20 protein-coding genes are annotated in these 26,396 nt (G+C 63.0%); 8 read left to right on the top strand and 12 right to left on the bottom strand.

The annotated features are described in order from the left end of the window. Positions 1-30: 30 nt before the first annotated feature. The gene (gene rpoC, locus E0L29_RS03820) at positions 31-4,527 is read left to right on the top strand and encodes a DNA-directed RNA polymerase subunit beta' (RefSeq protein WP_131354954.1); all 4,497 of its coding nucleotides are present in this window, start codon (positions 31-33) and stop codon (positions 4,525-4,527) included. Positions 4,528-4,636: 109 nt separating this feature from the next. Here rpoC and E0L29_RS03815 read toward each other — a convergent pair whose 3' ends face one another. The 4 genes from E0L29_RS03815 to efp all read right to left on the bottom strand — a co-directional run bounded on the left by E0L29_RS03815 (position 4,637) and on the right by efp (position 8,712). Continuing rightward, on the bottom strand, positions 4,637-5,167 hold the full coding sequence (locus E0L29_RS03815; protein ID WP_165498819.1) for a Fic family protein: 531 nt from the start codon (positions 5,165-5,167) through the stop codon (positions 4,637-4,639). A 1,137-nt stretch (positions 5,168-6,304) separates the two neighbouring features. Then, a complete protein-coding gene (gene accC / locus E0L29_RS03810) occupies positions 6,305-7,648 on the bottom strand; it encodes an acetyl-CoA carboxylase biotin carboxylase subunit (RefSeq protein WP_131355764.1) in 1,344 nt (447 codons plus the stop codon). A 21-nt stretch (positions 7,649-7,669) separates the two neighbouring features. After that, the gene (gene accB / locus E0L29_RS03805) at positions 7,670-8,125 is read right to left on the bottom strand and encodes an acetyl-CoA carboxylase biotin carboxyl carrier protein (protein ID WP_131354948.1); all 456 of its coding nucleotides are present in this window, start codon (positions 8,123-8,125) and stop codon (positions 7,670-7,672) included. Positions 8,126-8,145: 20 nt separating this feature from the next. Further along, entirely contained in the window at positions 8,146-8,712 is a 567-nt protein-coding gene (efp, locus tag E0L29_RS03800; protein ID WP_131354944.1) for an elongation factor P, read from the bottom strand. A gap of 218 nt (positions 8,713-8,930) precedes the next feature. Here efp and E0L29_RS03795 point away from each other — a divergent pair, with 218 nt between their 5' ends. Then, the gene (locus E0L29_RS03795; protein WP_131354941.1) at positions 8,931-9,206 is read left to right on the top strand and encodes an HU family DNA-binding protein; all 276 of its coding nucleotides are present in this window, start codon (positions 8,931-8,933) and stop codon (positions 9,204-9,206) included. A gap of 140 nt (positions 9,207-9,346) precedes the next feature. Further along, positions 9,347-10,354 (top strand): acetyl-CoA carboxylase carboxyltransferase subunit alpha, encoded by a 1,008-nt coding sequence (locus tag E0L29_RS03790; RefSeq protein ID WP_131354938.1) that lies wholly within the window; start codon positions 9,347-9,349, stop codon positions 10,352-10,354. 81 nt (positions 10,355-10,435) lie between these two features. On the opposite strand, the gene E0L29_RS03785 is transcribed toward E0L29_RS03790, so the two are convergent. The 4 genes from E0L29_RS03785 to E0L29_RS03770 all read right to left on the bottom strand — a co-directional run bounded on the left by E0L29_RS03785 (position 10,436) and on the right by E0L29_RS03770 (position 14,225). Continuing rightward, positions 10,436-10,696, bottom strand: coding sequence for a DUF2442 domain-containing protein (locus tag E0L29_RS03785; RefSeq protein WP_131354935.1), 261 nt, complete (start codon positions 10,694-10,696; stop codon positions 10,436-10,438). A 110-nt stretch (positions 10,697-10,806) separates the two neighbouring features. Beyond that, entirely contained in the window at positions 10,807-11,835 is a 1,029-nt protein-coding gene (locus E0L29_RS03780; RefSeq protein WP_131354932.1) for a 2-oxoacid:ferredoxin oxidoreductase subunit beta, read from the bottom strand. Positions 11,836-11,838: 3 nt separating this feature from the next. Next, a complete protein-coding gene (locus E0L29_RS03775) occupies positions 11,839-13,722 on the bottom strand; it encodes a 2-oxoacid:acceptor oxidoreductase subunit alpha (RefSeq protein ID WP_131354929.1) in 1,884 nt (627 codons plus the stop codon). Positions 13,723-13,916: 194 nt separating this feature from the next. Further along, a complete protein-coding gene (locus tag E0L29_RS03770) occupies positions 13,917-14,225 on the bottom strand; it encodes a hypothetical protein (protein WP_131354926.1) in 309 nt (102 codons plus the stop codon). A gap of 250 nt (positions 14,226-14,475) precedes the next feature. Here E0L29_RS03770 and alaS point away from each other — a divergent pair, with 250 nt between their 5' ends. The 5 genes from alaS to E0L29_RS03745 all read left to right on the top strand — a co-directional run bounded on the left by alaS (position 14,476) and on the right by E0L29_RS03745 (position 20,469). Beyond that, a complete protein-coding gene (gene alaS / locus E0L29_RS03765) occupies positions 14,476-17,136 on the top strand; it encodes an alanine--tRNA ligase (protein ID WP_131354923.1) in 2,661 nt (886 codons plus the stop codon). Between the two features lie 30 nt (positions 17,137-17,166). Next, complete coding sequence (locus tag E0L29_RS03760) at positions 17,167-18,549, top strand: FAD-dependent oxidoreductase (protein WP_131355759.1); 1,383 nt, start codon at positions 17,167-17,169, stop codon at positions 18,547-18,549. A 111-nt stretch (positions 18,550-18,660) separates the two neighbouring features. Continuing rightward, complete coding sequence (locus E0L29_RS03755) at positions 18,661-18,951, top strand: 4Fe-4S binding protein (protein ID WP_131354920.1); 291 nt, start codon at positions 18,661-18,663, stop codon at positions 18,949-18,951. Between the two features lie 7 nt (positions 18,952-18,958). Further along, positions 18,959-19,486 carry a ferredoxin family protein gene (locus tag E0L29_RS11510; protein ID WP_165498818.1) on the top strand — a complete coding sequence of 176 codons (528 nt, stop codon included), beginning with the start codon at positions 18,959-18,961 and terminating at the stop codon, positions 19,484-19,486. Between the two features lie 32 nt (positions 19,487-19,518). Then, the gene (locus tag E0L29_RS03745) at positions 19,519-20,469 is read left to right on the top strand and encodes a hypothetical protein (protein WP_131354917.1); all 951 of its coding nucleotides are present in this window, start codon (positions 19,519-19,521) and stop codon (positions 20,467-20,469) included. A 32-nt stretch (positions 20,470-20,501) separates the two neighbouring features. On the opposite strand, the gene serB is transcribed toward E0L29_RS03745, so the two are convergent. From serB to E0L29_RS03725, 4 genes are read right to left on the bottom strand one after another with little or no spacing between them, the layout of a single operon-like run. Beyond that, entirely contained in the window at positions 20,502-21,725 is a 1,224-nt protein-coding gene (gene serB, locus E0L29_RS03740) for a phosphoserine phosphatase SerB (RefSeq protein WP_131354914.1), read from the bottom strand. Positions 21,726-21,776: 51 nt separating this feature from the next. Continuing rightward, on the bottom strand, positions 21,777-22,565 hold the full coding sequence (locus tag E0L29_RS03735; RefSeq protein ID WP_131355750.1) for a sulfite exporter TauE/SafE family protein: 789 nt from the start codon (positions 22,563-22,565) through the stop codon (positions 21,777-21,779). A gap of 5 nt (positions 22,566-22,570) precedes the next feature. Further along, the gene (gene guaA / locus E0L29_RS03730) at positions 22,571-24,112 is read right to left on the bottom strand and encodes a glutamine-hydrolyzing GMP synthase (protein WP_131354911.1); all 1,542 of its coding nucleotides are present in this window, start codon (positions 24,110-24,112) and stop codon (positions 22,571-22,573) included. A 21-nt stretch (positions 24,113-24,133) separates the two neighbouring features. Continuing rightward, entirely contained in the window at positions 24,134-26,299 is a 2,166-nt protein-coding gene (locus tag E0L29_RS03725) for a PBP1A family penicillin-binding protein (RefSeq protein ID WP_242664291.1), read from the bottom strand. Between the last annotated feature and the right edge of the window lie 97 nt (positions 26,300-26,396).

Genomic DNA, 26,396 nt, shown 5'->3' with positions numbered 1-26,396 from the left:
GAAAAGAGTCGTTTAACCAGGATATCGATCATGATTTTTTCACAGGGAGCATCGCCGCTGAAAGGTGATTTTTCAAGGATAAAGTTCAGCATCGCCTCGCCCGAGAGCATCCTCGCCCACTCGCGCGGAGAGGTGCTGAAGCCCGAGACCATCAACTACCGTACCTTCAAGCCGGAGCGTGACGGCCTGATGTGCGAGAAGATTTTCGGTCCCACCAAGGACTGGGAGTGCTACTGCGGCAAGTACAAGCGTGTCCGCTACAAGGGCATCATCTGCGACCGCTGCGGCGTCGAGGTGACGACCAAGAGCGTGCGCCGCGAACGCATGGGACATATCTCCCTTGCCGTTCCGGTCGTGCACACCTGGTTCTTCCGCTCCGTGCCGAGCAAGATCGGCGCGTTGCTCGACCTCTCCACCAAGGAGCTCGAGCGCATCATCTACTACGAGGTGTACGTCGTCATCAACCCCGGCGAGCCGGGCGAGAAGCAGGGCATCAAGAAGCTCGACCGGCTGACCGAGGAGCAGTACTTCCAGATCATCACGGAGTACGAGGACAACCAGGACCTCGAGGACTCGGATCCGCAGAAGTTCGTCGCCAAGATGGGCGGCGAGGCCATCCACATGCTCCTAAAGAACATCGACCTCGACGCCGCGGCCGTCCAGCTGCGCACGATCCTGCGCGAGAGCAGCTCCGAGCAGAAGCGCGCCGACGCGCTGAAGCGCCTGAAGGTCGTCGAGGCCTTCCGCAAGAGCTACGACCCGCAGAAGAAGGTCCGCAAGAAGTCCACCGGGCTCTTCCCGGAGGACGACATGCCCGAGCCCTACATCTACGAGGGCAACAAGCCCGAGTACATGGTGATGGAGGCCATCCCGGTCATTCCGCCGGAGCTCCGTCCGCTCGTTCCGCTCGAAGGCGGCCGTTTCGCCACCTCGGATCTCAACGACCTGTACCGCAGGGTCATCATCCGCAACAACCGCCTCAAGAAGCTGATCGACATCCGTGCCCCGGAGGTGATCCTGCGCAACGAGAAGCGGATGCTGCAGGAGGCCGTCGACGCACTCTTCGACAACTCCCGCAAGGCCAACGCCGTCAAAACCGGCGAGTCCAACCGCCCGCTCAAGTCGCTCTCCGACGCCCTGAAGGGCAAGCAGGGCCGCTTCCGCCAGAACCTTCTCGGCAAGCGCGTCGACTACAGCGGCCGTTCGGTCATCGTGGTCGGTCCTGAGCTGAAGCTGCACGAGTGCGGCCTGCCGAAGAGCATGGCCATCGAGCTCTTCCAGCCCTTCGTCATCCGCCGCCTCGTCGAGCGCGGCATCGCCAAGTCCGTCAAGTCGGCCAAGAAGCTGATCGACAAGAAGGATCCCATTGTCTGGGACGTCCTCGAGAAGGTCATCGACGGCCGTCCGGTGCTGCTCAACCGCGCACCGACCCTCCACCGTCTCGGCATTCAGGCCTTCCAGCCGACCCTTATCGAAGGCAAGGCGATCCAGATCCATCCGCTCGTCTGTACGGCATTCAACGCCGACTTCGACGGCGACCAGATGGCCGTGCACGTTCCGCTCTCACAGGAGGCGCAGCTCGAGGCTTCGCTCCTCATGCTCTCGTCGCACAACCTGATCCTGCCGCAGTCCGGCAAACCGGTCACCGTTCCTTCGCAGGACATGGTGCTCGGCATGTACTACCTCACCAAGTCCCGTCCGAAGAGCCAGGGCGAGGGCGGCATCTTCTACAGCCGCGAGGACGTGCTCATCGCCCATAACGAGGGCCGTCTCGGCCTGCACGCGCAGATCTTCGTGCAGTACGACGGACGCCTCGACCAGAAGTTCGACCCGCTTCGCGCCCTCGACTGGATCGTCGAGCCCGGCACGGAGAAGCACACCTGGCTGAAGGAGCAGCTCCAGAAGAAGACCATGCTCGTCACCACGGTCGGCCGCGTGATCTTCAACGAGAGCGTACCGGAGAGTATCGGCTTCATCAACCGCGTCATCGACAAGAAGGTCGCAAAGGAACTCATCGGCCGCCTCTCCAGCGAGGTCGGCAACGTCGAGACCGCCCGCTTCCTCGACAACATCAAGCAGGTCGGTTTCCACTACGCCATGAAGGGCGGCCTCTCGGTCGGCCTCTCCGACGCCATCGTGCCGGAGACCAAGGCGAAGTACATCAAGAGCGCCCAGCGCGACAGCACCCGCGTCGTCAAGGAGTACAACCGCGGTACATTGACCGACAACGAGCGCTACAACCAGATCGTCGACGTCTGGCAGAAGACCTCCAACATCGTTGCGGAGGAGTCCTACCAGAAGCTCAAGAAGGACCGCGAAGGGTTCAACCCGCTTTACATGATGCTCGATTCCGGCGCCCGCGGCTCGCGTGAGCAGGTCCGCCAGCTCACCGGCATGAGGGGTCTCATCGCCCGTCCGCAGAAGTCCATGTCGGGCCAGCCGGGCGAGATCATCGAGAACCCGATCATTTCGAACCTCAAGGAGGGTCTGACCGTCCTCGAGTACTTCATCTCGACGCACGGTGCCCGTAAGGGTCTGTCCGACACCTCGCTGAAGACGGCAGACGCCGGCTACCTGACCCGCCGTCTCCACGACGTGGCCCAGGACGTCATCGTCACCATGGACGACTGCGGCACCACCCGCGGCCTGCTCGTCCAGCGCAATATCGAAGAGGAGACCAGCGGCCAGATCAAGTTCCGCGAGAAGATCAAGGGACGCGTTGCGGCCCGCGACATCTACGACACCATCACCGGCAATGTGATCGTACCCGCCGGCGAAACGATCACCGAGGAGCTCGCAGAGCTCATCCAGGACACCCCCGGCGTCGAAGAGGCCGAGATCCGCTCGGTGCTCACCTGCGAATCGAAGCAGGGCATCTGCTCGAAGTGCTACGGCACCAACCTCTCCGTCCACAAGCTCGTGGAGATCGGCGAGGCGGTCGGCGTCATCGCGGCGCAGTCCATCGGTGAGCCGGGTACCCAGCTGACGCTGCGTACCTTCCACCAGGGCGGTACTGCGCAGGGCGGCATCTCCGAAACCGAGACCAAGGCCTTCAACGAGGGTACCGTCGAGTTCGAGGACATCAAGTCCGTCCAGCACTCGGCCGTCAACGAGGACGGCATCGAGGAGGAGCGCACCATCGTCATCCACAAGAACGGCAAGATCAACATCGTCGATCCGGAGAGCGGCAAGGTGCTGAAGCGCTACGTCGTCCCGCACGGCGCGCATCTGGCAGTTGCCCAGGGCGACCAGGTCAAGAAGGACCAGGTCCTCTTCAGCAACGAGCCCAACAGCACGCAGATCATCGCCGAGATCAACGGTACGGTCAAGTTCGCCGACATCGAAAAAGGCGTGACGTACAAGGAGGAGGTCGATCCCCAGACCGGATTCGCGCAGCACACGATCATCAACTGGCGCTCCAAGCTTCGCGCCACCGAGACCCGTGAGCCGCGCCTCATGATCATCGACATGAACGGCGAGGTCCAGAAGACCTACCCCGTGCCGATCAAGAGCAACCTCTACGTCGAGGACGGCCAGAAGGTCGTGCCGGGCGACATCATGGCCAAGGTTCCGCGTAACCTCGACCGCGCCGGCGGCGACATCACGGCCGGCCTTCCGAAGGTCACCGAGCTGTTCGAGGCCCGCATCCCGACCGATCCGGCCATCGTCTCCGAGATCGACGGCTACGTCAGCTTCGGCTCGCAGCGCCGCAGCAGCAAGGAGATCAAGGTGAAGAACGACTTCGGAGAGGAGAAGACGTACTACGTCCAGGTCGGCAAGCATGTGCTCGCCAACGAGGGCGACGAGGTCAAGGCCGGCGATCCGCTGACCGACGGCGCCGTCTCCCCGCAGGACATCCTCCGCATCCAGGGTCCCAACGCCGTGCAGCAGTACCTGGTCAACGAGATCCAGAAGGTCTACCAGATCAACGCCGGCGTGGAGATCAACGACAAGCACCTTGAGGTGATCGTCCGCCAGATGCTCCAGAAGGTCCGCGTCGAGGAGTCGGGCGACACCGCCCTGCTCCCCGGCGACCTGATCGACCGCAGCGTCTTCCTCGATGCCAACGAGACCGTTGCCGAGCAGGTGCGCGTCACCGAGCGCGGCGATGCTCCGCCGAGGATCCAGGACGACCAGCTCCACCGCCAGCGCGACCTGACCAAGCTCAACCGCGACCTGCGCAAGAACGAGAAGCAGCTGATCGCCTTCGAGCCCGCCCTCCAGGCGACCTCGCATCCGGTCCTGCTCGGCATCACGAGTGCGGCGCTCCAGACCGAGAGCGTGATCTCGGCGGCCTCCTTCCAGGAGACCACCAAGGTGCTGACCGATGCGGCCGTCGCCGGAAAGGTCGACCACCTGGCCGGCCTCAAGGAGAACGTCATCGTCGGCAAGCTCATCCCCGCCGGCACCGGCCTGAAGAAGTACAAGACCATCCGCCTTGCAGGCGAAGCGGTCGAAGCCTCCGAAGCCGCTGCCGCGGCGGCGGAAGCCGAAGCCCAGGCCCGCCGCGAGGCGATGGAGGAGTAAGCTCCCCCGGAGCCGAACGAGCCATAACGGAAAAAGCCGCCTCTTTGAAGGGCGGCTTTTTTCGTTGGTGTCCCTCGGCGGGGTCTCGAGGCCACCGCCAGGGTTCCCTCTATCCTCTGCTCATCTCTTCGGCAAGGAACCGGGTCAGAGCGGCGATCCTGCCGTTTGCGCTCGCCTCTTCGAGCGCGGCCATATAGGCGCTCCTTCTCTCCATCCTGACAACGGTCCAGCGATAACCGCCAGAGGCCAAAAGGGCGTTGAGGAGGAACCTTCCGAGCCGGCCGTTCCCGTCGAAGTACGGGTGGATGAAGACGAACAGGTGATGGCCGAGCACTGCACGAACGGAGGGTTCCCGTTCTTCTCCGATGAGAGTGAACAGCGTCTCCATGGGGTCGACGAGGGCTTCGGCGGGAAGCGGCGTATGGCGGGAGTTCCGGATGTAGACGGGTCCGTTGCGGTAGCCGGCAAGCTGGTGGGCTTCTAGAATCCCGGCCCTGAGGGCAGGGGCGAAGAGTTCGGCGTGCCAGCGATGATGGGCCGTCGTGATGAGCGATGCGGGATCCCCCCCTTCGAGGATCAGTCGAATGTCCTCCCTGACGGCCCTGAAGGCCTGGATGTACCCCTCTGGCGGCCAGTGCATCGCCCTCTTCGCCATCCCGCCGGTCGCCGTCGGGATTCCACCCCTCCACTGCGATTCGCTCGATGAGCTCCCGGCTGACCCTGTACCCCTCGATGGAGAGCGAGTTGTAGGCGTCGAGGGTGTAGCGTTCATCCACGTCGTCGAGGTAGGCTCCGGCGTCCGTCGGCAGTCCGGGGGCCGGCGGGAAGAGGGCGAGGACCTCGTCCCTCCATTCGGCCCACATGGCCGTAAGCCTCCGGGCGTAGGGGGAGCGGCTCTTTAGGGGCCCGATGGTCGGGGATGGCTGATTGAACGGATCGGTCGGCCGCACGCTCATGCCGGCAAGCTGCAGGGTGCGTATCAGCCGTTCGGCATCGTGATTGCGTCCCATGCGCCGAAGCGCCCCGGCCACCCTCCCTGTGGCCCGGAGCGGCGCCTGCTGTTCAAGGACCAGGGAGAGCAGTTCACCGATGTCGGTGAGCATGCCGAGCGCGATTTCTGCGTCCCGGGGGTGAGCCGTGAACGAGCGGGGCATGAGCCTCAGGAGGGTTGCCGGAAGGGTAAGGAGTTGAAGTCCGAGAAGCTGCGCTCGTGCGGCCGGAAAATTTTTTTTGTCGCTGTAGATGACGATCGAGCATCCGAAGGGCAGCTCGATGATGGAGCTGCCTCCTTCTGTAGCGAGGACGGGGACCTGCCGGGGCACGAGGGTGCTCCTGGTATGCAGGAGAAGCGAGGCTTCGGCGTTGAGGCAGTATGAGGTGCCGAACCGGCTGCCGAGGTAGGTGCGGAGGAAGGCCCGGAACCCCGCATGCCATGACGTGGAATCTCTGTCGGCATCGTGCTGGTTTGCCATGAGATACCATCCCTTGATGATCGGGCGCATGAACCCCTCTTTGGCAAGGAGGGTTCTCTGTGCAGGGCTGAGGTCGCGCGACCGGACGACACCGCCGTTCCTGTCCTGCAGGGCGTGCAGTGCCCTCAATGCTTCTGCCAGCTTGGCCATAGGACTCCTGCGATCTCGTTGGGTGTACGATTACTTTGTTATTTGTGTGTACAATAACTTTGTTTTCCGTTGGGAACGGCTTCGGCTGGAGGAAAAGAGAAAAGGCCGCCTTGTTGAAGGGCGGCCTTTTCCGTGTGGGTGCGATGGGGCGAACGCTACTTCTTCTCGAAGCGGAAGCTGTCGAGGAAGCCGGTGTCGAACTCTCCGCTGCGGAAGACCTGGTTGTGCATCACCTGCTTGTGGAAGGGGATGGTGGTCTTGATGCCGACGACGATGAACTCGTCGAGCGCCCTCGACATGCGCTCGATCGCCTCTTCGCGGGTATGCGCGGTGACGATGAGCTTGGCGATCATCGAGTCGTAGTTGGAGGGGATGACGTAGCTGGCGTAGCAGTGCGAGTCGACCCTTACGCCGTGGCCGCCGGGGGTGTGGAACACCTGGAGCTTGCCGGGGGAGGGGCGGAACATGTGCTCGGGATCCTCGGCGTTGATGCGGCATTCGATCGAGTGGCCTTTCGGCGAGAAGCTGCGTCCCTCGAGCGACACACCGGCGGCTGCCAGGATCTGCTCCTTGACGATGTCGACATCGTAGCGCTCCTCGGTCACAGGGTGCTCGACCTGGATGCGGGTGTTCATCTCCATGAAGTAGAAGTCCTTGTGGCGGTCGAGCAGGAACTCGATGGTGCCGGCGCCCTCGTAGTCGATCGCCTTGGCGGCGGCGACCGCCGCATCGCCCATGCGCTTGCGCAGGGCCTCGTCGACGACCGGGGAGGGGGTCTCCTCGATCAGCTTCTGGTGGCGGCGCTGCACGGTGCAGTCGCGCTCTCCGAGGTGCAGGACGTTGCCGTGCTGGTCGGCAAGGATCTGGATCTCGACGTGGCGGGGGTTCTCGAGGAACTTCTCGATGTAGACGCCGCTGTTGCCGAAGGCCTGCTCGGCCTCGCTGCGGGCGGTGTTGAGGGCCTTTTCGAGCTGGCTCTCCTCCGTGACGACCCGCATGCCCTTGCCGCCGCCGCCGGCGGTCGGCTTGATGATGACGGGGTAGCCGGTTTTCTTCGCCACCTCAATGGCCTCCTTGAGGTCGGTGACGAGGCCCGGGCTGCCGGGAACGACAGGGACCTGGGCCTTGATCATGGTGGCCTTGGCGGTGTTTTTGTCGCCCATCTGGTTGATCATGCGGGCCGAGGGGCCGATGAACTTGATGCCGGCCGAATTGCAGACGTCGGAGAAGTCGGCGTTTTCGGCAAGGAATCCGTAACCGGGATGGATCGCGTCGGCGTTGGTGACCTCGGCCGCGGCCATGAGGCTCGCGATGTTCAGGTAGCTCTCCCGTGAAAGGGGCGGGCCGATACAGACGGCTTCGTCGGCGTACTTTACATGGATCGAATCAGCGTCCGCCGTGGAGTAGACGGCTACCGTGCTGATGCCCATCTCGCGGCAGGTCTGCATGATGCGCAGGGCGATCTCGCCCCGGTTTGCGACAAGGATTTTCTTGAACACGGGTGTTGGGGATGACATGGGTTAGGGTTTGATGCGGAAGAGCGGCTGATCGTACTCGATGGGCTGGCCGTTTTCGACGAGTACTTCGGCGATGGTGCCCGACATTTCGGCTTCTATCTCGTTCATCAGTTTCATGGCTTCGACGATGCAGAGCACGTCGCCCTTCTTGACGGTGTCGCCGACATTGACGAACGGAGCAGCGTCCGGCGAGGATGCGCGGTAGAAGGTGCCGACGATCGGCGAGCAGACGTCGATGAGGCCTGCCTGCTGCGTGGTGACGGTGGCTTCGACGACGGGAGCGGGAGCGGCGGCCGGTGCTGCGGGCGCAGCCGGGGCTGCCGGTGCCGGAGCCTGCTGGACGGGAGCAGCGGCGGCGCGCCGAAGGGTGATCTTGAAGTCACCCTCCTCGATGATGGCTTCCTGGAGGTCGCTGTCGTTGACGAGGCCGATGAGCTGCTGGATTTCTTTGAAGTTCATGGTTGGTTTGGGGCTATGGGTTATTTTTTGACCCGCTCAATGTACTCCCCGCTGCGGGTATCGACGCGGATGATGCTGCCGGTCTGGATAAACATGGGAACGCTGACCTCGGCGCCGGTCTCGATGGTCGCGGGCTTGGTGCCGCTGGTCGCACGGTCGTCTTTTGTCGCGGGGCTGGTCTCGACGACCTCGACCTCGACGAAGGTCGGAAGCTCGACACTGAGGATCGTTCCGTCGTCGGAAAAGAGGATGAAGACGTTGAGCCCGTCCTTGATGAAGCGCACGGCCGCGCCGATGGCCTCTTCGGGAACGTTGATCTGGTCGAAGGTCTCGGTGTCCATCATGACGAAGTCCTTCCCGTCGGGATAGAGGTACTGGTACTCCTTGCGTTCGGTGACGATGAGGTCGACCGACTCGGTGGCGCTGAAGCGGTACTCGACGTTGCGTCCGCTCTTGAGGTTGCGCATGCCGGCCTGGTAGAAGGCGCGGAGGTTGCCCGGGGTGCGGTGCACGAGGCTTTCGATGATATGGGGCTCACCCTTGAAACGGATAATGGAGCCCTTGGAGACGTTGCTGATCGAAGTCATTGCTCAAACTGGAGTTTTGGGGTACCCGAACCCCCTTCCGGGGATCCGCTGATCAAAGATAGTGAATATAACATAGCGTACCGCGAACTTCAAATTGCCGGATCTCTTGATGTTTATTGGCAAAAACAGATTGCATCTTTATGAAGTACTGTTTAAATTCATTGCATTAGTATCTTTGCTCTTTGATCAGGTTTCACTCCAACAAAAAACATTGCCACATGTCAAAAGCTGAGTTAGTAGAGAAGATTGCCGCACAGGCCAACCTCACCAAAGTCGATGCCGAGCGCGCAGTCAACGCCTTCATCAATGTCGTGACCTCCTCCCTCAAGGGTGGCGACGATGTCACTCTCGTTGGCTTCGGCACCTTCACCACGGGCGACAGGGCTGCACGCCAGGGCCGCAACCCCCAGACCGGAAAGGCCATCACCATTCCCGCCAAGAAAGTCGTGAAGTTCAAGCCCGGCAAGGCACTCAAGGATGAGGTCGGCGGATAATCCTCCTCCCCCCGTTCAATGCCGTATTTTCATAAAAAAGTCCATCCGGGCCTCCGCCCGATGGACTTTTTTTTTCGCTAACCGTTTCCGGCCCCCCGAAAGGGTTCCGGAAGTGACCCTCATACCTTATACCGCGCACTATGGCTACGAATGTCGTGCTTGATTTCGAAAAACCCGTTGTCGAACTGGAAGCCAAGCTCAACGAGATGCGCCAGTGTCTCCGGAGCAGCTCCCGCGAACAGGCGCCCGCAGAGAGCGACGCGCTCTCCCAAGAGATTGTAACGCTTGAAAAGAAGGTCGACCAGCTCCGCCAATCGATCTACCGCAACCTCACCCGGTGGCAGAAGGTGCAGCTGGCCCGCCACCCGGAACGCCCCTATACGCTCGACTATATCTACATGATGACCTGCGACTTCACTGAACTTGCCGGCGACCGGCACTTCAGCGACGACAAGGCCATCGTCGGCGGCTTCGCCCGCCTTGAGGACCGCGCTTCCGGCTACTCGCAGCCGGTGATGGTGATCGGGCACCAGAAAGGCCGCGACACCAAGTCGAACCTCTACCGCAACTTCGGTATGGCCCAGCCCGAGGGGTACCGCAAGGCGCTCCGGTTGATGAAGCTCGCCGAGAAGTTCCGGAAGCCCGTCATCACCCTCATCGACACCCCCGGTGCATTCCCCGGCATCGAGGCCGAGGAGCGCGGGCAGGCCGAGGCCATCGCCCGCAACCTCTACGAGATGGCCAAGCTCACCGTTCCGGTCATCGTCGTCATCATCGGCGAAGGGGCCAGCGGAGGCGCCATCGGCATCGGCGTGGGCGACCGCATCCTCATGGCCGAGAACAGCTGGTACTCGGTCATCTCCCCCGAGAGCTGCTCCTCCATCCTCTGGCGCAGCTGGAACTACAAGGAGCAGGCGGCCGAGGCGCTGCAGCTCACCGCCGAAGACCTCCTGAAACAGGGGATCATCGACCGCATCGTTCCCGAACCGATGGGCGGGGCGCATACCGATCCCGAGGCGATGGCCTCCACCCTGAAGGGGCTGCTGATCGAGGAGCTCAAGGCGCTCGTGCCGGTTCCTCCTTCGGAGCTTGTCGAAAACCGCATCGAAAAGTTCTCCGCGATGGGCGTCTGGAACGACGAGGGCTGAAGGGCCTGTCGGACGGAGCTTCCTGAAAAGAGAAACCCTCGCCAGGCGGCGGGGGTTTCTCTTTGGGGCTTATGGTATACGTCAGGCGGTGTATGCAGAGACAGGTACTTTTCCGGTGATGGTCCGGTTTGCCTCTATCGTGTCGGCTGAGAGGTCTCTGCCAGAGTCCCATTCTCCATAGTACCCTCCGTTTCGCACGTTCAGGAACTCCTCCGTGTCGTTGATCCCTTCAAACGCCTCATGGTGAAGGTACGGGGTGAGGTCGAATGTGCCGATGCACCCATTGTCGGCAATGATGGTGAGCGTCTTGTCCGGATTGGCCTTGATGTCCAGAATGTTCATTGGTCAAGTCCTTTCAATGGTGAATGGTTTCCGGCCCGACGAGTGAGTGGTAAACGAAGAAAAGCCGGCGGTGAAGCCGGCTTTTCCTGTTCGCTATGCTCCGGGGGAGCTTACTTGATGGTCCAGGTGCTGTTGCCTGCAAGCAGGGCCTCGAGCGTACCCTCGCCGTTCTCCTGGGCCTTCTCGACCTGCGCGGTGAGCGCGTCCTCGTAGGTGAAGCGGTCCTCGACGTAGAAGATGCCGAAGGGGCGCGGGAGGAAGTCCTCGGAAGCGTTCGGGTCGTCGAAGAAGCGCGAGAGGATGTTGGCCTTGTTGAAGTCCTTCTCGTCGTGGATCCAGAGGTCCTCCTTCGAGACGGAGCCGTCGTTGAGGTTGACCACCTTGGGGGTGAACCCGTCGAGACGGATGCCCTTTTCGCTCTCCTTGCCGAAGACCAGCGGCTGGCCGTTTTCGACGTAGAGCGTGGTGTCGGCCTTGCGCTCGCGGTCGGTGAAGGCCGAGAAGGCGTTGTCGTTGAAGATCGGGCAGTTCTGGTAGATCTCGATGAGCGAGGTGCCGCGGTGCTCGGCTCCGCGCTTGAAGATCTCGCGCATGAACTTGCCGTCGCGGTCGGTCACCCTGGCGACGAACGTGCCGCCGGCGCCGAGCGTCAGGGCGACGGTGTTCATCGGGTAGTCGACGACGCCGTTCGGAGAGGTGACGGTCTTCTGTCCGATCTTCGAGGTCGGCGAGTACTGGCCCTTGGTCAGGCCGTAGATCTCGTTGTTGAGCAGGATCACGTTCAGGTCGGGGTTGCGCCTGATGGTGTGGATGTAGTGGTTGCCGCCGATCGAGAGGGCGTCGCCGTCACCGGTCGCTACCCAGACGTTGAGTTCGGGGCGGGCGGCCTTCAGTCCGCTGGCGACCGGCAGGGCGCGGCCGTGGATGCCGTGCACGCCGTAGGTTGCCACGTAGTAGGGGAGGCGCGAGGAACATCCGATGCCGGAGACCACGACGACCTCTTCGGTCTTGAGGCCGAGGTCGGCCATCGCGCTCTTGAGCTGCTGCAGGACCGCATGGTCTCCGCAGCCGGCGCACCATTTGGGCTCCTGGTTGGAGGTGAAGTCCTTGGCGGTAAGGGTTGTGAGTGTATCGGTCATGATTTAAAGCTCCTTTACGATATCGGTGATTTTTGCTTCGATTTCCATCTCGTTGAACGGCAGGCCCTCGACCTTGTTGAATGCGACGGGCTCGATGAGGAAGCGGTCGCGGATCATCATGAGCAGCTGGCCGCAGTTGTTCTCGGGGATGAGCACCTTCTTGTAGCTCGAGAGGATCTCGCCGAGGTTCTTCGGGAAGGGGTTCAGGTAGCGCAGGTGGGCGTGCGCCACGCTGTGGCCGGCCTTCCGTGCGCGGTCGACGGCGATCTTGATTGCGCCGTAGGTCGAACCCCAGCCGAGCACCAGCAGGTCGCCCTTCTCGGGGCCGTTGTCGATGGTCTGGAGGGGAATGGAGTCGGCGACCTTCTCGACCTTCTGGAGGCGGAGGTCGGTCATCAGCTGGTGGTTTGCCGGATCGTGCGAGACGTTACCGGTCTCGTGCGACTTTTCGAGGCCGCCGATGCGGTGCTCGAGGCCCTTGGTGCCGGGGACGGCCCACTCCCTCACGGCGCGCTCGTCGCGCTTGTAGGGAAGGTAGGGGGCGTCGCCCTCGTTGCGGGGCTTGGCGAAGACGGGCTTGACGTCGAGCAGGCTGTCCGGCGAAGGGATCAGCATCGGCTCGGAGCTGAACGCGAGGTAGCCGTCGGTGAGGCAGATGACCGGGGTCATGTGCTCGACGGCGATCTTTGCGGCCTCGTAGGCGGCGTAGAAGCAGTCGACCGGCGAGTAGGCTGCGATGACCGGAACCGGTGCGTCGCCGTGGCGGCCGAACATGGAGATGAAGAGGTCGCTCTGCTCGGGCTTGGTCGGAAGGCCGGTGGAGGGGCCGCCGCGCTGCACGTTGATGACGACGAGCGGGACCTCCATGATGACGGCGAGGCCGAGTGCTTCCGACTTCAGGGCGAGGCCCGGTCCGGAGGTGCTGGTCGCGGCGAGCGCGCCGCCGTAGGATGCGCCGATGCTCGAGAGCACGCCGGCGATTTCGTCTTCGGCCTGGAAGGTCTTCACGCCCCACTTCTTCATGTTGGCGAGCGCCTGGAGGATCTCGGTGGCCGGGGTGATCGGGTAGGAGCCGAGGAAGAGCTTCAGGCCGGCCTTCTTCGAGGCTGCGGCAAGGCCGATGGCTGCGGCCTCGTTGCCGGTGACGCGGCGGTAGGTGCCCTTCTTCATTTCGGCGGGTCCCACTTCGAAGCGGCCGAACTGCGCGAACATGTCGGTCTCGTCGCCGAAGTTGTAGCCGGCCGTGACCGCCTTGATGTTGGCGTCTGCGATGTCGGCCTTGTTCTTGAACTTCGACTTCAGGGTCTGGACGGTGGTCTCGATCGGCAGGCTGTAGAGCCAGTAGAGAATGCCGAGGATGAACATGTTCTTGCAGCGGTCGATGTTCTTCACGCTGAGCCCCGTGTCGGCCAGAGCCTTGCGGGTGAGCGAGACGACCGGGACGCTGAAGAGCGTGTAGTCGTTGAGGGAGCCGTCCTCGAGCGGGTTGTTCCCTTCGCCGTAGCCCGAGAGCTTCAGGTTCTTTGCGTCGAACCCGTCGGTGTCGACGATGATGATGCCGCCGTGGTGGAGCTTGTCGATGTTCGACTTCAGTGCGGCCGCGTTCATGGCGATGAGCACGTCGAACTTGGCGCCGGGGGTGTAGACGGCGGTGCTGCCGAACTGCATCTGGAAGCCGGAGACGCCCGAGATGGTGCCGGCAGGGGCGCGGATCTCGGAGGGGAAGTTCGGGAAGGTATTCAGGTCGGACCCGTACACCGCGACGGTGTTGGCGAACTGCGTGCCGGTCAGCTGCATGCCGTCTCCGGAGTCACCGGCGAAGAGCACGGTCACACTGGTTTTGGGGGTCACGTTGACCTGTCGTGTTGTCGTTGTTGTGTCAGTCATTGTCCCTTGATTACTAGTTCAGTGGTTGGTAAACAGCAAAATCCTCCCAGCGGTGAACATCCCCTCATGGCGTTCATCGGGTCGCTGTATGGTGAAATGTATTGCTGGCGGGTGATGAGAAAACAGGGCGCCACCTGTGCATTATACGCTAAAGGATGAAATATAACCCATCCTCGGGGTATACGCAAGCCTCATTATCGGCCCGGCTGATCCGCGCTGCCGGATCCCGGCTGCTGCCGACGGGCGTCGGAATCCTTTTCGATGACGATGTTGTTCGCCTTCAGGTAGGCCTGCCATTCCGACTCCTCCCGGATGGGGCAGTCGGAGGAGAGGTCGCAGAAGTCGCAGCGCTGCATGCCGTACATCTGCTCCATCCAGCAGCCGCTCGAGCTTTTCTTGACCTCGTTGACGTGGTTGGGGTTCTCCCGCATGATCTTCTCGGAAAGATCCATCAACTCCTTTACCCCCTTGCGGCGGGCTTCATCTTCGACTCCCCAGCTCATGGCGCTTCTCCCTTTGTGGTTCTCTGGTGCGTGCGGCCCCGCTCGGGGGGCATCAGGAAATATAACGCTTTTTGCGCTAAGGCGAGGACTCTCTCGATCGGGCAGGTTCCGGGCGGGAACCTGCGGGTTCCGAGAGTGAAAAACAATGCATAATTAGTTGGCATCAAGGACGAAAAAAGGTTAATTTTGTGGCCGAAAGAGCCGCTTTCGTGCGCATTCCGGCCCTACAGAAACCAGATTCAGTTCCGCCATGCACTCCCGCCAGATACGTCAGTCCTTCCTGGATTTTTTTGCCGCCAAAGGCCACTCCGTCGTCCGTTCCGCCCCGGTCATTCCGGCCGGCGATCCGACGCTGCTCTTCACCAATGCGGGCATGAACCAGTTCAAGGACGTTTTCCTCGGCAAGGGGAGCCGCCCTTACAGCCGCGCCGCCGACACCCAGAAGTGCATCCGGGCCTCCGGAAAGCACAACGACCTCGAGGACGTGGGGCGCGACACCTACCACCACACCTTCTTCGAGATGCTCGGCAACTGGTCGTTCGGCGACTACTACAAGGATGAGGCGATCGCGTGGGCCTGGGAGCTGCTTACGGAGGTCTGGAAACTCCCGAAAGAGCGTCTCTACGCCACGGTCTACCACGACGACGACGAGAGTTTCCGGATCTGGGAGGAGAAGACCTCGATCGATCCTTCGCACATCCTTCGCTTCGGCGACAAGGACAATTTCTGGGAGATGGGCGAGACCGGCCCCTGCGGCCCCTGCTCGGAGATCCACATCGACCTCACCCCCGACGGTTCCGGAAAAGAGCTCGTCAACGCCGGCGACCACCGGGCCATAGAGCTCTGGAACCTCGTCTTCATCCAGTACGACCGCCAGCCGGACGGGCGGCTCGAGCCCCTGCCGCAGCGCCACGTCGATACCGGCATGGGCTTCGAGCGGGTATGCGCGGTGCTCCAGGCCAAGGCCTCCAACTACGACACCGACGTCTTCCGTCCCCTGTTCGGCCGGCTCACCGAGCTAACCGGCGTCGCCTACGGCGCCACGATGGAGGGACGGCAGGACATCGCCATGCGGGTCATCGCCGACCATGCCCGGACCCTTACCTTCGCCCTTTCCGACGGCGCCATGCCTTCGAACGAGGGGCGCGGCTACGTCCTGCGCCGCATCCTGCGCCGTGCGCTCCGCTATTCGAGGGACCTCGGCTGCACCGGCCCGGTCCTCCACCGCCTCGTCGGCACACTGGCCGACAGCATGGGGGACGTGTTCACGGAACTTCGCGACCGGCGCGAGGCGGTCGAGCGCATCATCAAGGCTGAGGAGGAGAGCTTCATCCTGACGCTCGACCGCGGCATGGAGATCTTCTCGGAACTTTCCGCCGCAACCCTGAAGGCCGGAAGGAAGATGCTCGGCGGCGAGGACGCCTTCAAGCTGTACGACACCTACGGCTTCCCCTTCGACCTCACCCGGCTCCTTGCAGAGGAGGCCGGCCTGGAGGTGGACGGTGAGGGGTTCGAGCACTGCATGCAGCAGCAGAAGGCCAGGGCCCGCAGCGACCGTAAGGAAAAACAGCAGGCCGGCGGGGACGGCGGCAGCTGGCGGTGGTTCCGCGAGTCGCACTCGACCGAGTTCTGCGGCTACGACCGGCTCGAGATGGAGGCGCAGGTCATCGGCGCCGCCCACAGCAAAGAGAACCTCCTGCTCGTGCTCGACCGCACCCCCTTCTACGCCGAGAGCGGCGGCCAGACCGGAGACCGCGGCTGGCTCGAGAGCGAGGCCTACCGGATGGAGGTCGTCGACACCCAGAAGGACGGCGACTCGTTCGTCCATGTCGTCGGCCGCGCCTTCGACAAGGTTCGCGACACCGAAATCGCTGCCGCCGACATCGCGATGGATGAGGCCGTTACCCTCGAGGCTTCGGTCGAGCGCAGCCTCCGCCAGGAGACCGAACGCAACCATACCGCAACCCACCTTCTGCATGCCGTGCTCCGCCGGATCCTCGGCGAGCATGTGCAGCAGAAGGGTTCCTACGTGACCGCCGAACGCCTCCGCTTCGACTTCAGCCACTTCTCGAAACTGACCCCCGAAGAGATCGAGTCCGTCGAAATGGAGGTCAACAGCCAGATCCGCCAGGCCGCACATGTGGAGAAGCACGCTGACCTGGCATACGACGAGGCCATCGGGAAAGGGGCGCTCGCCTTCTTCGGCGACAAGTACGCCGACCGGGTCCGCATGGTCGAGGTGCCGGGTATTTCCGCCGAGCTCTGCGGCGGTACCCATGTCGACAACATCGGCCAGATCGGCCTCTTCAAGATCGTCGGCGAGTCTTCGGCCGCCGCCGGGATCCGGCGCATCGAGGCCCTGACCGGCAGGGCTGCCGAGGAGCTGCTCTGGCGGGAGTACCGTGAACTCCAGGAGGTGCGCCGGCAGCTCAAGCTCCGTTCGGACGAGTCCGCCGCCCTGAAGGTGGCAGAGCTGCAGGATGAGAAGAAAGAGCTCGACCGGGAGCTTGCCTCCATGCGCAGCGCCTCGGTCGTCGACGCCCTCCTGCGCGAGGCCGATGCGTCTCTGGCGGTCGCCGGATGCCGGATCGTGACGAAGGTGCTCGAGGGCGCCGACGCCGAGAGCCTCCGCAATGCGGCTGGGGCCCTGCGCGAAAAGCTTCCGCTCTCGACGGGCCTGCTCTGCGGCCTGGCCGACGGGAAGGTGTCGCTTGCGGCCTTCTCGTCCGATGAGGCCGTGAAGGAGAAGGGAATCGACGCCGGCAAGCTCATCCGCATGGCGGCCGCGGCCGTCAAGGGCGGTGGCGGAGGAAAGCCGGAGCTGGCAACGGCAGGGGGCAAGGATCCCCTGGGAGCCGTGGAAGCATGCAGGATTTTCGAAGAGGAAGTACGCAGGATACTGGCAGGATAACGACTCACTAAATCAAAAACAGGGATGATGATGCAGAAGCAGGTTGATGTACTCGTAATCGGCGGAAGCGCGGCGGGAATCGCCGCAGCCACGACCGGCAAGGCCTTCTATGCCGGAAAAAGTTTTCTCGTCGTGCGCCGGGAGCCGCAGGCGGTCGTGCCGTGCGGCATTCCGTACGTATTCGGCACCCTGCAGGGGATCGAGCAGAACGTGATACCCAATGCGCATATCGAGGGTGCCGGCGTCGAGCTTCTCATCGACGAGGTGGTTTCGATCGACCGCCAGGCCAAGAGCGCAACGACCGCTGGCGGTGTGGAGATCTCCTTCGACAAGCTGGTCATCGCCACCGGTTCGCAGCCGAGGGTGCCGGGCTGGCTGAAGGGACGCGATCTCCAGAACGTCTTCACCATCCCGAAGGATCGCGACTATCTTGCCGGCGTGCGTGAAAAACTGGAGTCGTGCCACAAGGTCGTCATCATCGGCGGCGGCTTCATCGGCGTCGAGATGGCCGACGAGCTTATGAAGAAGGGCAAGGAGATCACGCTCGTCGAAGTCCTGCCGCACGTGCTCAGCCTCGCCTTCGACAGCGACCTGTCGCTGAAGGCCGAAGGGATCCTCAAGGAGCGCGGCGTCGTGCTCCGTACCGGCGAGAAGGTACAGGAGCTCGCCGGCCGGGACGGCCGGGTGAGCAAGGTGCTGCTCGAGAGCGGCGACTCGATCGAGGCCGACGCCGTCATCCTCGCCATGGGGTACGCCCCGAACGTGGCGCTTGCCGAGAAGGCCGGCATCAAGCTCAATGAACTCGGCGCCATCAGGGTGGACGAGTACATGCGTACCGAGGACAAGGACATCTTCGCCGTCGGCGACTGTGCCGAGAAGTTCTCCTTCATCACGCGCATCGTCAAGGGCCTCATGCTCGCCTCGACGGCGGTCTCGGAGGCACGCATCGCCGGCATGAACCTCTTCGGCCTCTCCCGCCTGCGCACCTTCGGCGGCACGATCGCGATCTTCTCCACCTCGATCGGCGGCATCACCTTCGCCGCCGCCGGCGTGACGGAGGCCCTTGCCCGTGAGCGCGGCTTCGACGTGGTCTCCGCCGGGTTCGAGGGCATCGACAAGCATCCGAAGACCATGCCAGGCACGGCCGCGCAGTTCGTCAAGCTCATCGTCAACCGCGAGTCCGGCCTGGTGCTCGGCGGTGCGGTTACGGGAGGCGTGAGCGCCGGCGAGCTGATCAACGTCCTCGGCGTCGTCATCGAGAGCAAGCTGACCATCAACGAGCTGCTCACCATGCAGTTCGGCACCCATCCGCTGCTCACCGGGCCTCCCACCGGCTACCCGCTGCTCAAGGCTGCCGAGGCCGTGGAGATCAAGCTCCGCCACCTCGCTCCCTGCACCGAGAAGAACGGCTGAGGGCTCCGGCCGCAGACACCCGACGGCCCTCCGCAGTTCCTGCCGCCCGTGCAGGAGTGCGGAGGGCGTCGTTTTTCAGGCCCCGGGCCGAACGAAGAAGAGAGTGAACCAATGAGCACACCCAGACAGAAGAAACGCCTTACGGCTCCCCGCGAGGAGATCGCATGGTTTCCCGTGATCGATGCGGAGCTTTGCAACGGATGCGGGGAGTGCGAGTCGCTCTGCCGGCCGGGAGTCTTCGCTCCCGCTCCGGCCGCCGGAGCCGGCAGGCCGAAGATGACGGTCGCCAACCCCTTCAACTGCGTGGTGCTCTGCACCCGCTGCGTGCCGCGCTGTCCCTCCGGTGCGATCACGCTGCCTGAAGCAGCCGATTTCGAGCACTTCGTGGAACTCGTGAACTGACTCTTGTATGCAGATACTCGACTGTTATTTCGGAAGATGTGAAAAACCCTCCTGCGACGGATGTCTTTTTCGGCCGGTCCGATCGCTGCGCCTCATCCTGAAATCCCGCTCCATGGGCGGGTTCGACGAGGAGGCGGCCGCTCCCCCGTCCGTCTCCGCGCTTGAGGCGGCGGAAGCGGCCGCAAAAGCCGCGCTTTCGGCGCCCGCATGCCCCCCGAAACCCGGGACGGTCCCCGCCGCGGCGCCAGTGAAACGCAGGAAGCGGCTCACCGTTCCCCGGGAGGAGATCCCCTGGTACCCGACCATCAAGCCGGAGCTCTGCAACGGCTGCGGCGACTGCAAGGTGCTCTGCAAGCCCGGGGTGTTCGAGGCGGGCGAGCCGGACCCCACCGGCATCCACCGCCCGAAGCTGGTCGTCCGCAACCCCTACAACTGCCTGGTGCTCTGCACGCGCTGCGTGCCCATCTGCACGTCGGGGGCGATCACGCTCCCCGACAAGGCGGATTTCGAGAAGTACGTGGAGTATCTGGACTGAGTGCACCCTTCTTCCCAACCGGAAAAATCACAATGAAGTACCGCTTTGTCCAGAGGGTTGCCGGATTGCTTGCGATCGTATGCTCGCTCCTGATCCTGGTCGCCTATTCCGATGTCGTCGCATTTTCGGTTCGCTTCGCCGAAGCCCATCTCTCTGTGGATCATAAGCTCGAGGCAGGGGGCATCAATGCGGTTCGCCAGGCTGTTGCCGGCATGGCCGCAATGCTCTGCCTTGGCGGGATTGTCGTTTTGACCCCCCTTCCGTCCCTCATGGCCGGGGTTCTTCGCAAATTTGTGGATACCCGCGCGCTCCGGGCTTTTCTTTCGGGTGACGATTTCCTTTCGGATGGGGCGGCGGGGGTGCTGTTTGTCTTCGCCACGGTCCCTGCCGTAGCGATGCATCTGTTTGTTCTTGCGCTCGGCGAGCCGAGCCACGAGGGCATGCTCGAGAACCTCAGCTCGTTCGGCTTTCTGATAGCAGGTGCTACGGCATGGGCCAGCTGTGCCGTGCTCGGGCGCCACCCCTCGGCAAGCGGCGTTCATGGCCGGTTGCGACTGTTCCTTTTCCTGCTCGGTCTGGTTTTTGTGGTGCTGTTCGGTGAAGAGATGAGCTGGGGCCAGCGTTTCTTCGGATGGGAATCGTCCGGGGTGTTCGCAGAGTACAACTACCAGCATGAGACGACCCTGCACAACTTTTTCAACCCGCTTTTCGTCTATCTCTATCCGATGGTCGGCATGAGTGCGGCTGCGGTCGCCTTTGCGCTGTGGCTGTTCCCGGCCAGGCCATCATCGCTTTTGCTGCGGCTTCTGTTGCCGCCGCCAAGTTTTGCTCTGCTCCTTTTCGTTATGGCGGCTTCGTCGTTCCGCGGGCACAGCGAGGTGTTCGAGGAACTGCTGGCACTCTTTTCCATGCTCTATGCCGCCCGGCTGTTTATGATCCTCAGGGGCGGCAAGGCGGTCTCGGCTCTCTTACAACCCGGGTGAACCCCTAAGGTCGGTTACGCCTGGCTGCGGGGTCAAATCCCGTGGCCGTCGCGGTCGCGGAACCCCATGAGGTAGAGGATGGCGTCGAGGCCGAGGGTGGAGATGGCCTGGCGGGCGCTTTCGCGCACGATCGGCTTGGCGCGGAAGGCGATGCCGAGTCCTGCTTTCGAGAGCATCGGCAGGTCGTTGGCCCCGTCGCCGACGGCGATCGTCTGCTCGAGCCGGATGTTCTCCCTCCGGGCGATCTCCTCGAGCAGCTCGGCCTTGCGCTTTCCGTCGACCACCGTTCCCGTCACCTTTCCCGTCAGCCTTCCGTTCTCGATCTCCAGCTCGTTGGCGTAAACGTAGTCGACGTTGAGCTTTTTCTGCAGGTAGCGGCCGAAGTAGCTGAACCCGCCGGAGAGGATTGCGGTCTTGAAGCCGAGGCTGTGAAGGCTCCGGAAGAGGGTTTCGGCCCCTTCGGTGAGCTGGAGGCGTCCTGCGACCTTTTCGAGCACGCTCTCCTCAAGGCCGGCAAGTTTCGAAACGCGCTCCCTCAGGCTTTCCGAGAAGTCCAGCTCTCCGCGCATCGCCCGTTCGGTGACTGCCGACACTTCGGCTCCCGCCCCGGCTTCGAGGGCGAGCTCGTCGATCACCTCGGAGGTGATGACGGTCGAGTCCATGTCGAAGACCACGAGCCGGCGGTTGCGCCGGAAGATGTTGTCCTCCTGGAAGGCGATGTCGATGCCGAGGCTGTCGGTGATCGCGAGCAGCTCTTCGCGGAAGCCGGCCTCATCCTTCAGGGTGCCGCGCACCGAGAACTCCACGCAGGCTTTGGTCCGGTCGGCTTCTTCGCCGATCCCCAGCGGAACGCGTCCCGAGAGGCGGTTGATGGTGTCGATGTTCAGCCCGTGCGAGGAGACGGTGGCGGTGACCCGTGCGAGGTGTGCTGCCGTGATGCGGCGGGCGAGCAGCGAGAGCAGGTGGCGGGACTTTCCCTGCTCCTCGACCCAGCGGCCGTATTCGTTCTCGGTGACCGGCGTGAAGGTGAGCTGGAGCTCGAGCGTATGGGCCTTGAAGAGCAGATCCTTCATGAGGGCCGACGAGTCGGATCCTGCGGGGATCTCCACCAGCATGCCGAGCGAGAGGTGGTTGTGGATGACCGCCTGGCCGATGTCGAGCACGGGGACGAGGTGGGCGCCGAGGACCGAGGTGACGGATGCGGTCAGTCCCGGACGGTCCGGGCCTGAGATGTTTATGAGGAGGAGTTCTTTCATTCCTTCAACGGTACAATAATCTGTGCAATGACAGGTTCCTGATGCAGCTCTTTACTGGTGTTTCCAAACCTTGAATGCGGACAGAAGCAGGAGCAGGACGAGCATCGGGATCAGTATGGTTTCAGACACGACCCCGAGCAGGCGGCCTCCTATCCATGTGCCACCGAGTGAGCCTGCTGCCATGCTGAAGAGAAATGGCTTATTGGCTCCCAGTACCGAGAAACTCCGGTCACGGCTGTAGCGGGTGAAGCTGACCAGCATGGTCGGCAGGCTGATGGCAAGCGAAAGGCTGCCGGCCAGCTTGATGTCAGTGCCGAACAGGATCACGAGCGTCGGGATAAGCAGCTCTCCACCGGCAACACCGAGCAGGGCGGCAATAACGCCGATGGCGAAACCCGCAACCGCCCCGCTGATTGCCAGCAGAACGGGGTCCTCCAGCAGAGCACTGCCGGCACCGTCCACCAAGTGGCTAGCGAGCATTACGGCTGCGATGGCGACAAGCAGGGTGGCGATGATGTTGTATAGCCCTTTTGAACGAAGCTCTGTTGCCCATCCGGCACCTGTCCACGCCCCAAGAAGGCTGCCTGCAAGCAGGTTTATGACAATCTGCGAGTTGTCGGCAAGCAGGCTCCAGGAGATGGTGCCTGCCCTGAACGGCAGTGCCGATGCTACGACAACCAGGCTCATCGCCTTGTTGAGAATCACCGCTTCCAGTGCCGGAAAGCCAAAGAGGCCGATCAGAAGCGGCAGGCGGAACTCAGCTCCACCCAGTCCGATAAGGCCGCCCAGTGTTCCAATGAGGGCGCCGGCAAGAAACCCGTATGCACTCTTTTGCTGCATGCTGCTCATTCCCACTCGATCGTGGCAGGGGGCTTGGATGAGATGTCGTAGGCGACGCGGTTGACGCCGCGGACCTCGTTGATGATGCGGTTTGAGACCTTGCCGAGGAACTCGTGGGGGAGGTGCGCCCAGTCGGCCGTCATCCCGTCGGTGGACTCGACGGCGCGCAGCGCCAGCACATTCTCGTAGGTGCGCTTGTCGCCCATCACGCCGACCGACTGCACGGGAAGCAGGACCGAGAAGGCCTGCCATACCTGCTGGTAGAGCCCGCTCGACTTCAGCTCGTCGATGTAGATCTCGTCGGCTTCGCGCAGGATGTCGAGCCGTTCCTGCGTCAGCGATCCGAGCACCCTGACGGCGAGTCCCGGGCCCGGGAAGGGGTGGCGCATGAGGATCTCTTCGGGGATGCCGAGTTCGCGGCCGACGGCGCGGACCTCGTCCTTGAAGAGTTCGCGCAGCGGCTCGATCAGCTTGAGCTTCATGCGTTTCGGCAGGCCGCCGACGTTGTGGTGCGACTTGATCGTTTCGGAAGGACCTCCCACGCTCACGCTCTCGATCACGTCGGGGTAGAGGGTGCCCTGGACGAGGAACTTCTCCTCGTGGATGTTCTCTTCGAAGACCCGGATGAAGGTGCGCCCGATGATCTTGCGCTTCTTCTCGGGGGATGCGACCCCCTTGAGCCGCCTCAGGAAGAGGTCGGAGGAGTCGGCGAGGGTGATTTTGAGTCCGAGGGGCCTGAGGAACTCCATCACCTTCTTCGCCTCGTTCTTGCGGAGCAGGCCGTTGTCGACGAAGACGCAGTGGAGCTGTTTGCCGATGGCTCGGCTGACGAGCACGGCCGCGACGGTGGAGTCGACCCCTCCGCTGATGCCGCAGATGACCGTGGAGTCACCGGCTTTCTGTCGGATATCCTCGATCTGGTGCTCGATGAACCCTTTCGACGACCAGTCGGGCCTGATGCCGGCGATGTCGATGAGGAAGTTCGAGAGGAGCTGCTTGCCGTAGAGCGAGTGCTGGACCTCGGGGTGGAACTGCAGGCCGAAGACCTTGAGGGCCGCCTTCTGCCCGGAGCTTTCGATGGCGCACATCTCGGAGTTGCCGCTGCTGGCCGTGATGCGGAACCCTTCCGGCATGCGGGTGACCTTGTCGCCGTGGCTCATCCAGACGTCGGAATCGGGGATCCCCCTGAAGAGCTGGCTCTCCTGGCCGTCCTGGTGGTCGACGATCAGTTTCGCGCGTCCGAACTCCTGCTTCGACGAGCTCTCGACCTGCCCTCCGAAATGTTTTGCGATGGCCTGCAGTCCGTAGCAGATGCCGAGCACGGGGAGGCCGAGCGAGAAGATCCCCTCATGCGGCATGATGGCCTGTTCGCCGTAGACGCTCGTGGGCCCGCCGGAGAGGATGATCGCCTTGGGGGCGTGTTCCCGGATGGTTTCGGGGGTGGTGTTGTAGGGGAGGATCTCGGAGTAGATGCCGAGTTCGCGGATGCGTCGGGCGATCAGCTGGGTGTATTGTGATCCGAAATCGAGAACCAGGACAGATTGCATGGGAGCGCGGTTGTGGTTGTGTTAGAATGATGGCTGTTCTGCGGGGATGGCCCGAGGGTCCATCGAGGGGTCCGGCTGGGCATGCTCCTCGCGGTCGGGGTGCTGCTGGTAGTACTCGAACCCTTTCGGGGTGAAATATTCGATATAGACGTCGCTGTCGAAGAGGTCGGAGGGCCGGTTGGTCCTCGACGATATCGGTACGGCGATGACGTTCTCGGGAATATGGAAGTAGCGGTTCTCGAGGCCGAGCGTCGGGTCGGCGTAGCAGCGTTTCATGAACCCTGCCCAGATCGGCAGCGAAGCGCGGGCGCCCTGGCCGTACTCCATGGAGGTGAACTTGATGCGCTCGTCGTCGAACCCGGTCCAGACGACCGCCACCAGCTGCGGGGTGAACCCGGCGAACCAGGCGTCGCGGAGGCTCTGGGTGGTGCCGGTCTTGCCGCCGGCCTCCATTTCGAGACCGTAGCGGGCACGCACGGCGATGCCGGTGCCTTTGTTGATGACGTCCTTGAGCATCGAGACCATCACGAAGTTGGTCGTGGAGTCGATGGCGAAACGGCTGTTGGGCACGTATTCGGAGATCACGTGGTGGTTCTTGTCCTCCACCTTCAGGATCGAGACCGGCTGGTTCCAGACGCCGTTGTTGGCGAAGGTCGAGAACGCGCCGGCCAGTTCAAGCGGCGAGACCTCGGCCGTGCCGAGCGCGATGGAGAGGTTCGAGGGGATGGGAGAGCTGATGCCCATCCGGCGGGCATAGCTGATGATGTCCGCGGTGTTCAGCTGTTCGTAGGCCAGGCGCACCGTCACCTGGTTCAGCGAACGCGCGATGGCCGAACGCAGCGTGGTCCAGCCGCCGGAGGAGCCGTCGGAGTTGCGCGGCGACCACACCCCGCCTCCGCTCTTGAGCTCGAGGGGCTGGTCGAGCACCTGGAAGTTGGCGGGGATGCCCTTGTCGATGGCGGCGGTGTAGACGAACGGCTTGAAGGTCGAGCCGGGCTGGCGGCGGGCCTGCCAGACATGGTCGAACTGGTACTTGTAGTCGTCGCTCGAGAACTGGTTGCCGCCGACCCAGGCCTTGACGTGGCCGTTCGACGGGTCGATGGCCACGAGCGCCACCTGGATGCGCGTCTTGTCGTGCAGGAGTCCTTCGAGCCACGCTTTGTCGGCCTTGAGCTTCGCCATGGCCCTGGCGTCGGAAAGCCCGTCCTCCTCGCGCATTTCACGATAGCGGTCGCTTTCGCGGATGATCTGGTTCTTCAGCGGCTCGGTCCAGCGCCAGTAGCGGTCGAAGGTGGCCTGAAGCTTTGAGAGGTGCTCGCTGGCCGCCTCTTCGGCATACTTCTGCATGCGGCTGTCGAGCGTGGTCTGTATGCTGAGCCCGTCGCGGTAGAGGTTGACGTCTCCGAGCATCGAGGCGGGCTTGACGGTCTGGCGGATGTACTCGGTGAAATAGGGGGCCGCGCCGTGGTGGGTCGCCGGGGTGTAGTGGAGCACCAGCTTGGCTTTCTGGGCCTCGGCAGCACGGGCCGGGGTGATGAACTTCTCCTTCGCCATGAGCGAGAGGATCAGGTTCCTCCGGCCGATGGAGCCGGCGGGGTTCTTGGCCGGGTTGTAGGCGGTCGGGTTCTTCAGGGTGGCGATGAGGGTCGCGCTCTCCGGCAGGGTCAGCTGGCTGGCCGGTTTTGCGAAGTAGGTGCGCGCGGCGGCTTCGACTCCGTAGGCGCCGGAACCGAAGTAGACCGTGTTGAGGTAGAGGGCGAGGATCTCGTCCTTGGTGTAGGTCTTTTCGAGCTCGATGGCGGTGACGAACTCTTTCATCTTGCGCGTGACGGTCCGCTCCTGCGTGAGGAAGAGGTTCTTGGCCAGCTGCTGGGTGATGGTGCTCGCACCGTGCCAGCGGGTGCGGCCTTTCACGATGTTCTCGCCCATGGCGAGCACGAGCCGGCGCATGTCGACGCCCCAGTGGTTGTAGAATTCCACGTCCTCGGTGGCGATGAGGGCGTTGCGCACCGACATCGGAATCGAGCGCAGGGGGACGAACGTGCGGTTCTTGAGGAAGAACTTGTGGAGGATGACGCCGTCCTCCGAGTAGACGAGGGAGGCGAGGTCCGGGTTGGGGTTCTCGAGCTCCTCGAGGCTCGGCAGGCCGAGGATGGAGCCGCCGGCACGGGCCTCGGGCGGGGCCATGGCCACGCTCGAAGAGGCGAGGATGAGGATGAGGGCGAGGCGTGAGAGTAGGGTACGCACGTGTAGAGTCGGTCTTGGAATTTGCAGCAGTCGTTGC

It is taken from the genome of Chlorobium sp. N1, assembly GCF_004332115.1.
GTDB lineage: Bacteria > Bacteroidota > Chlorobiia > Chlorobiales > Chlorobiaceae > Chlorobium.
The sequence above is the reverse complement of the archived record's forward strand: the minus strand, read 5'-3'. Positions and strand labels throughout refer to the sequence as shown.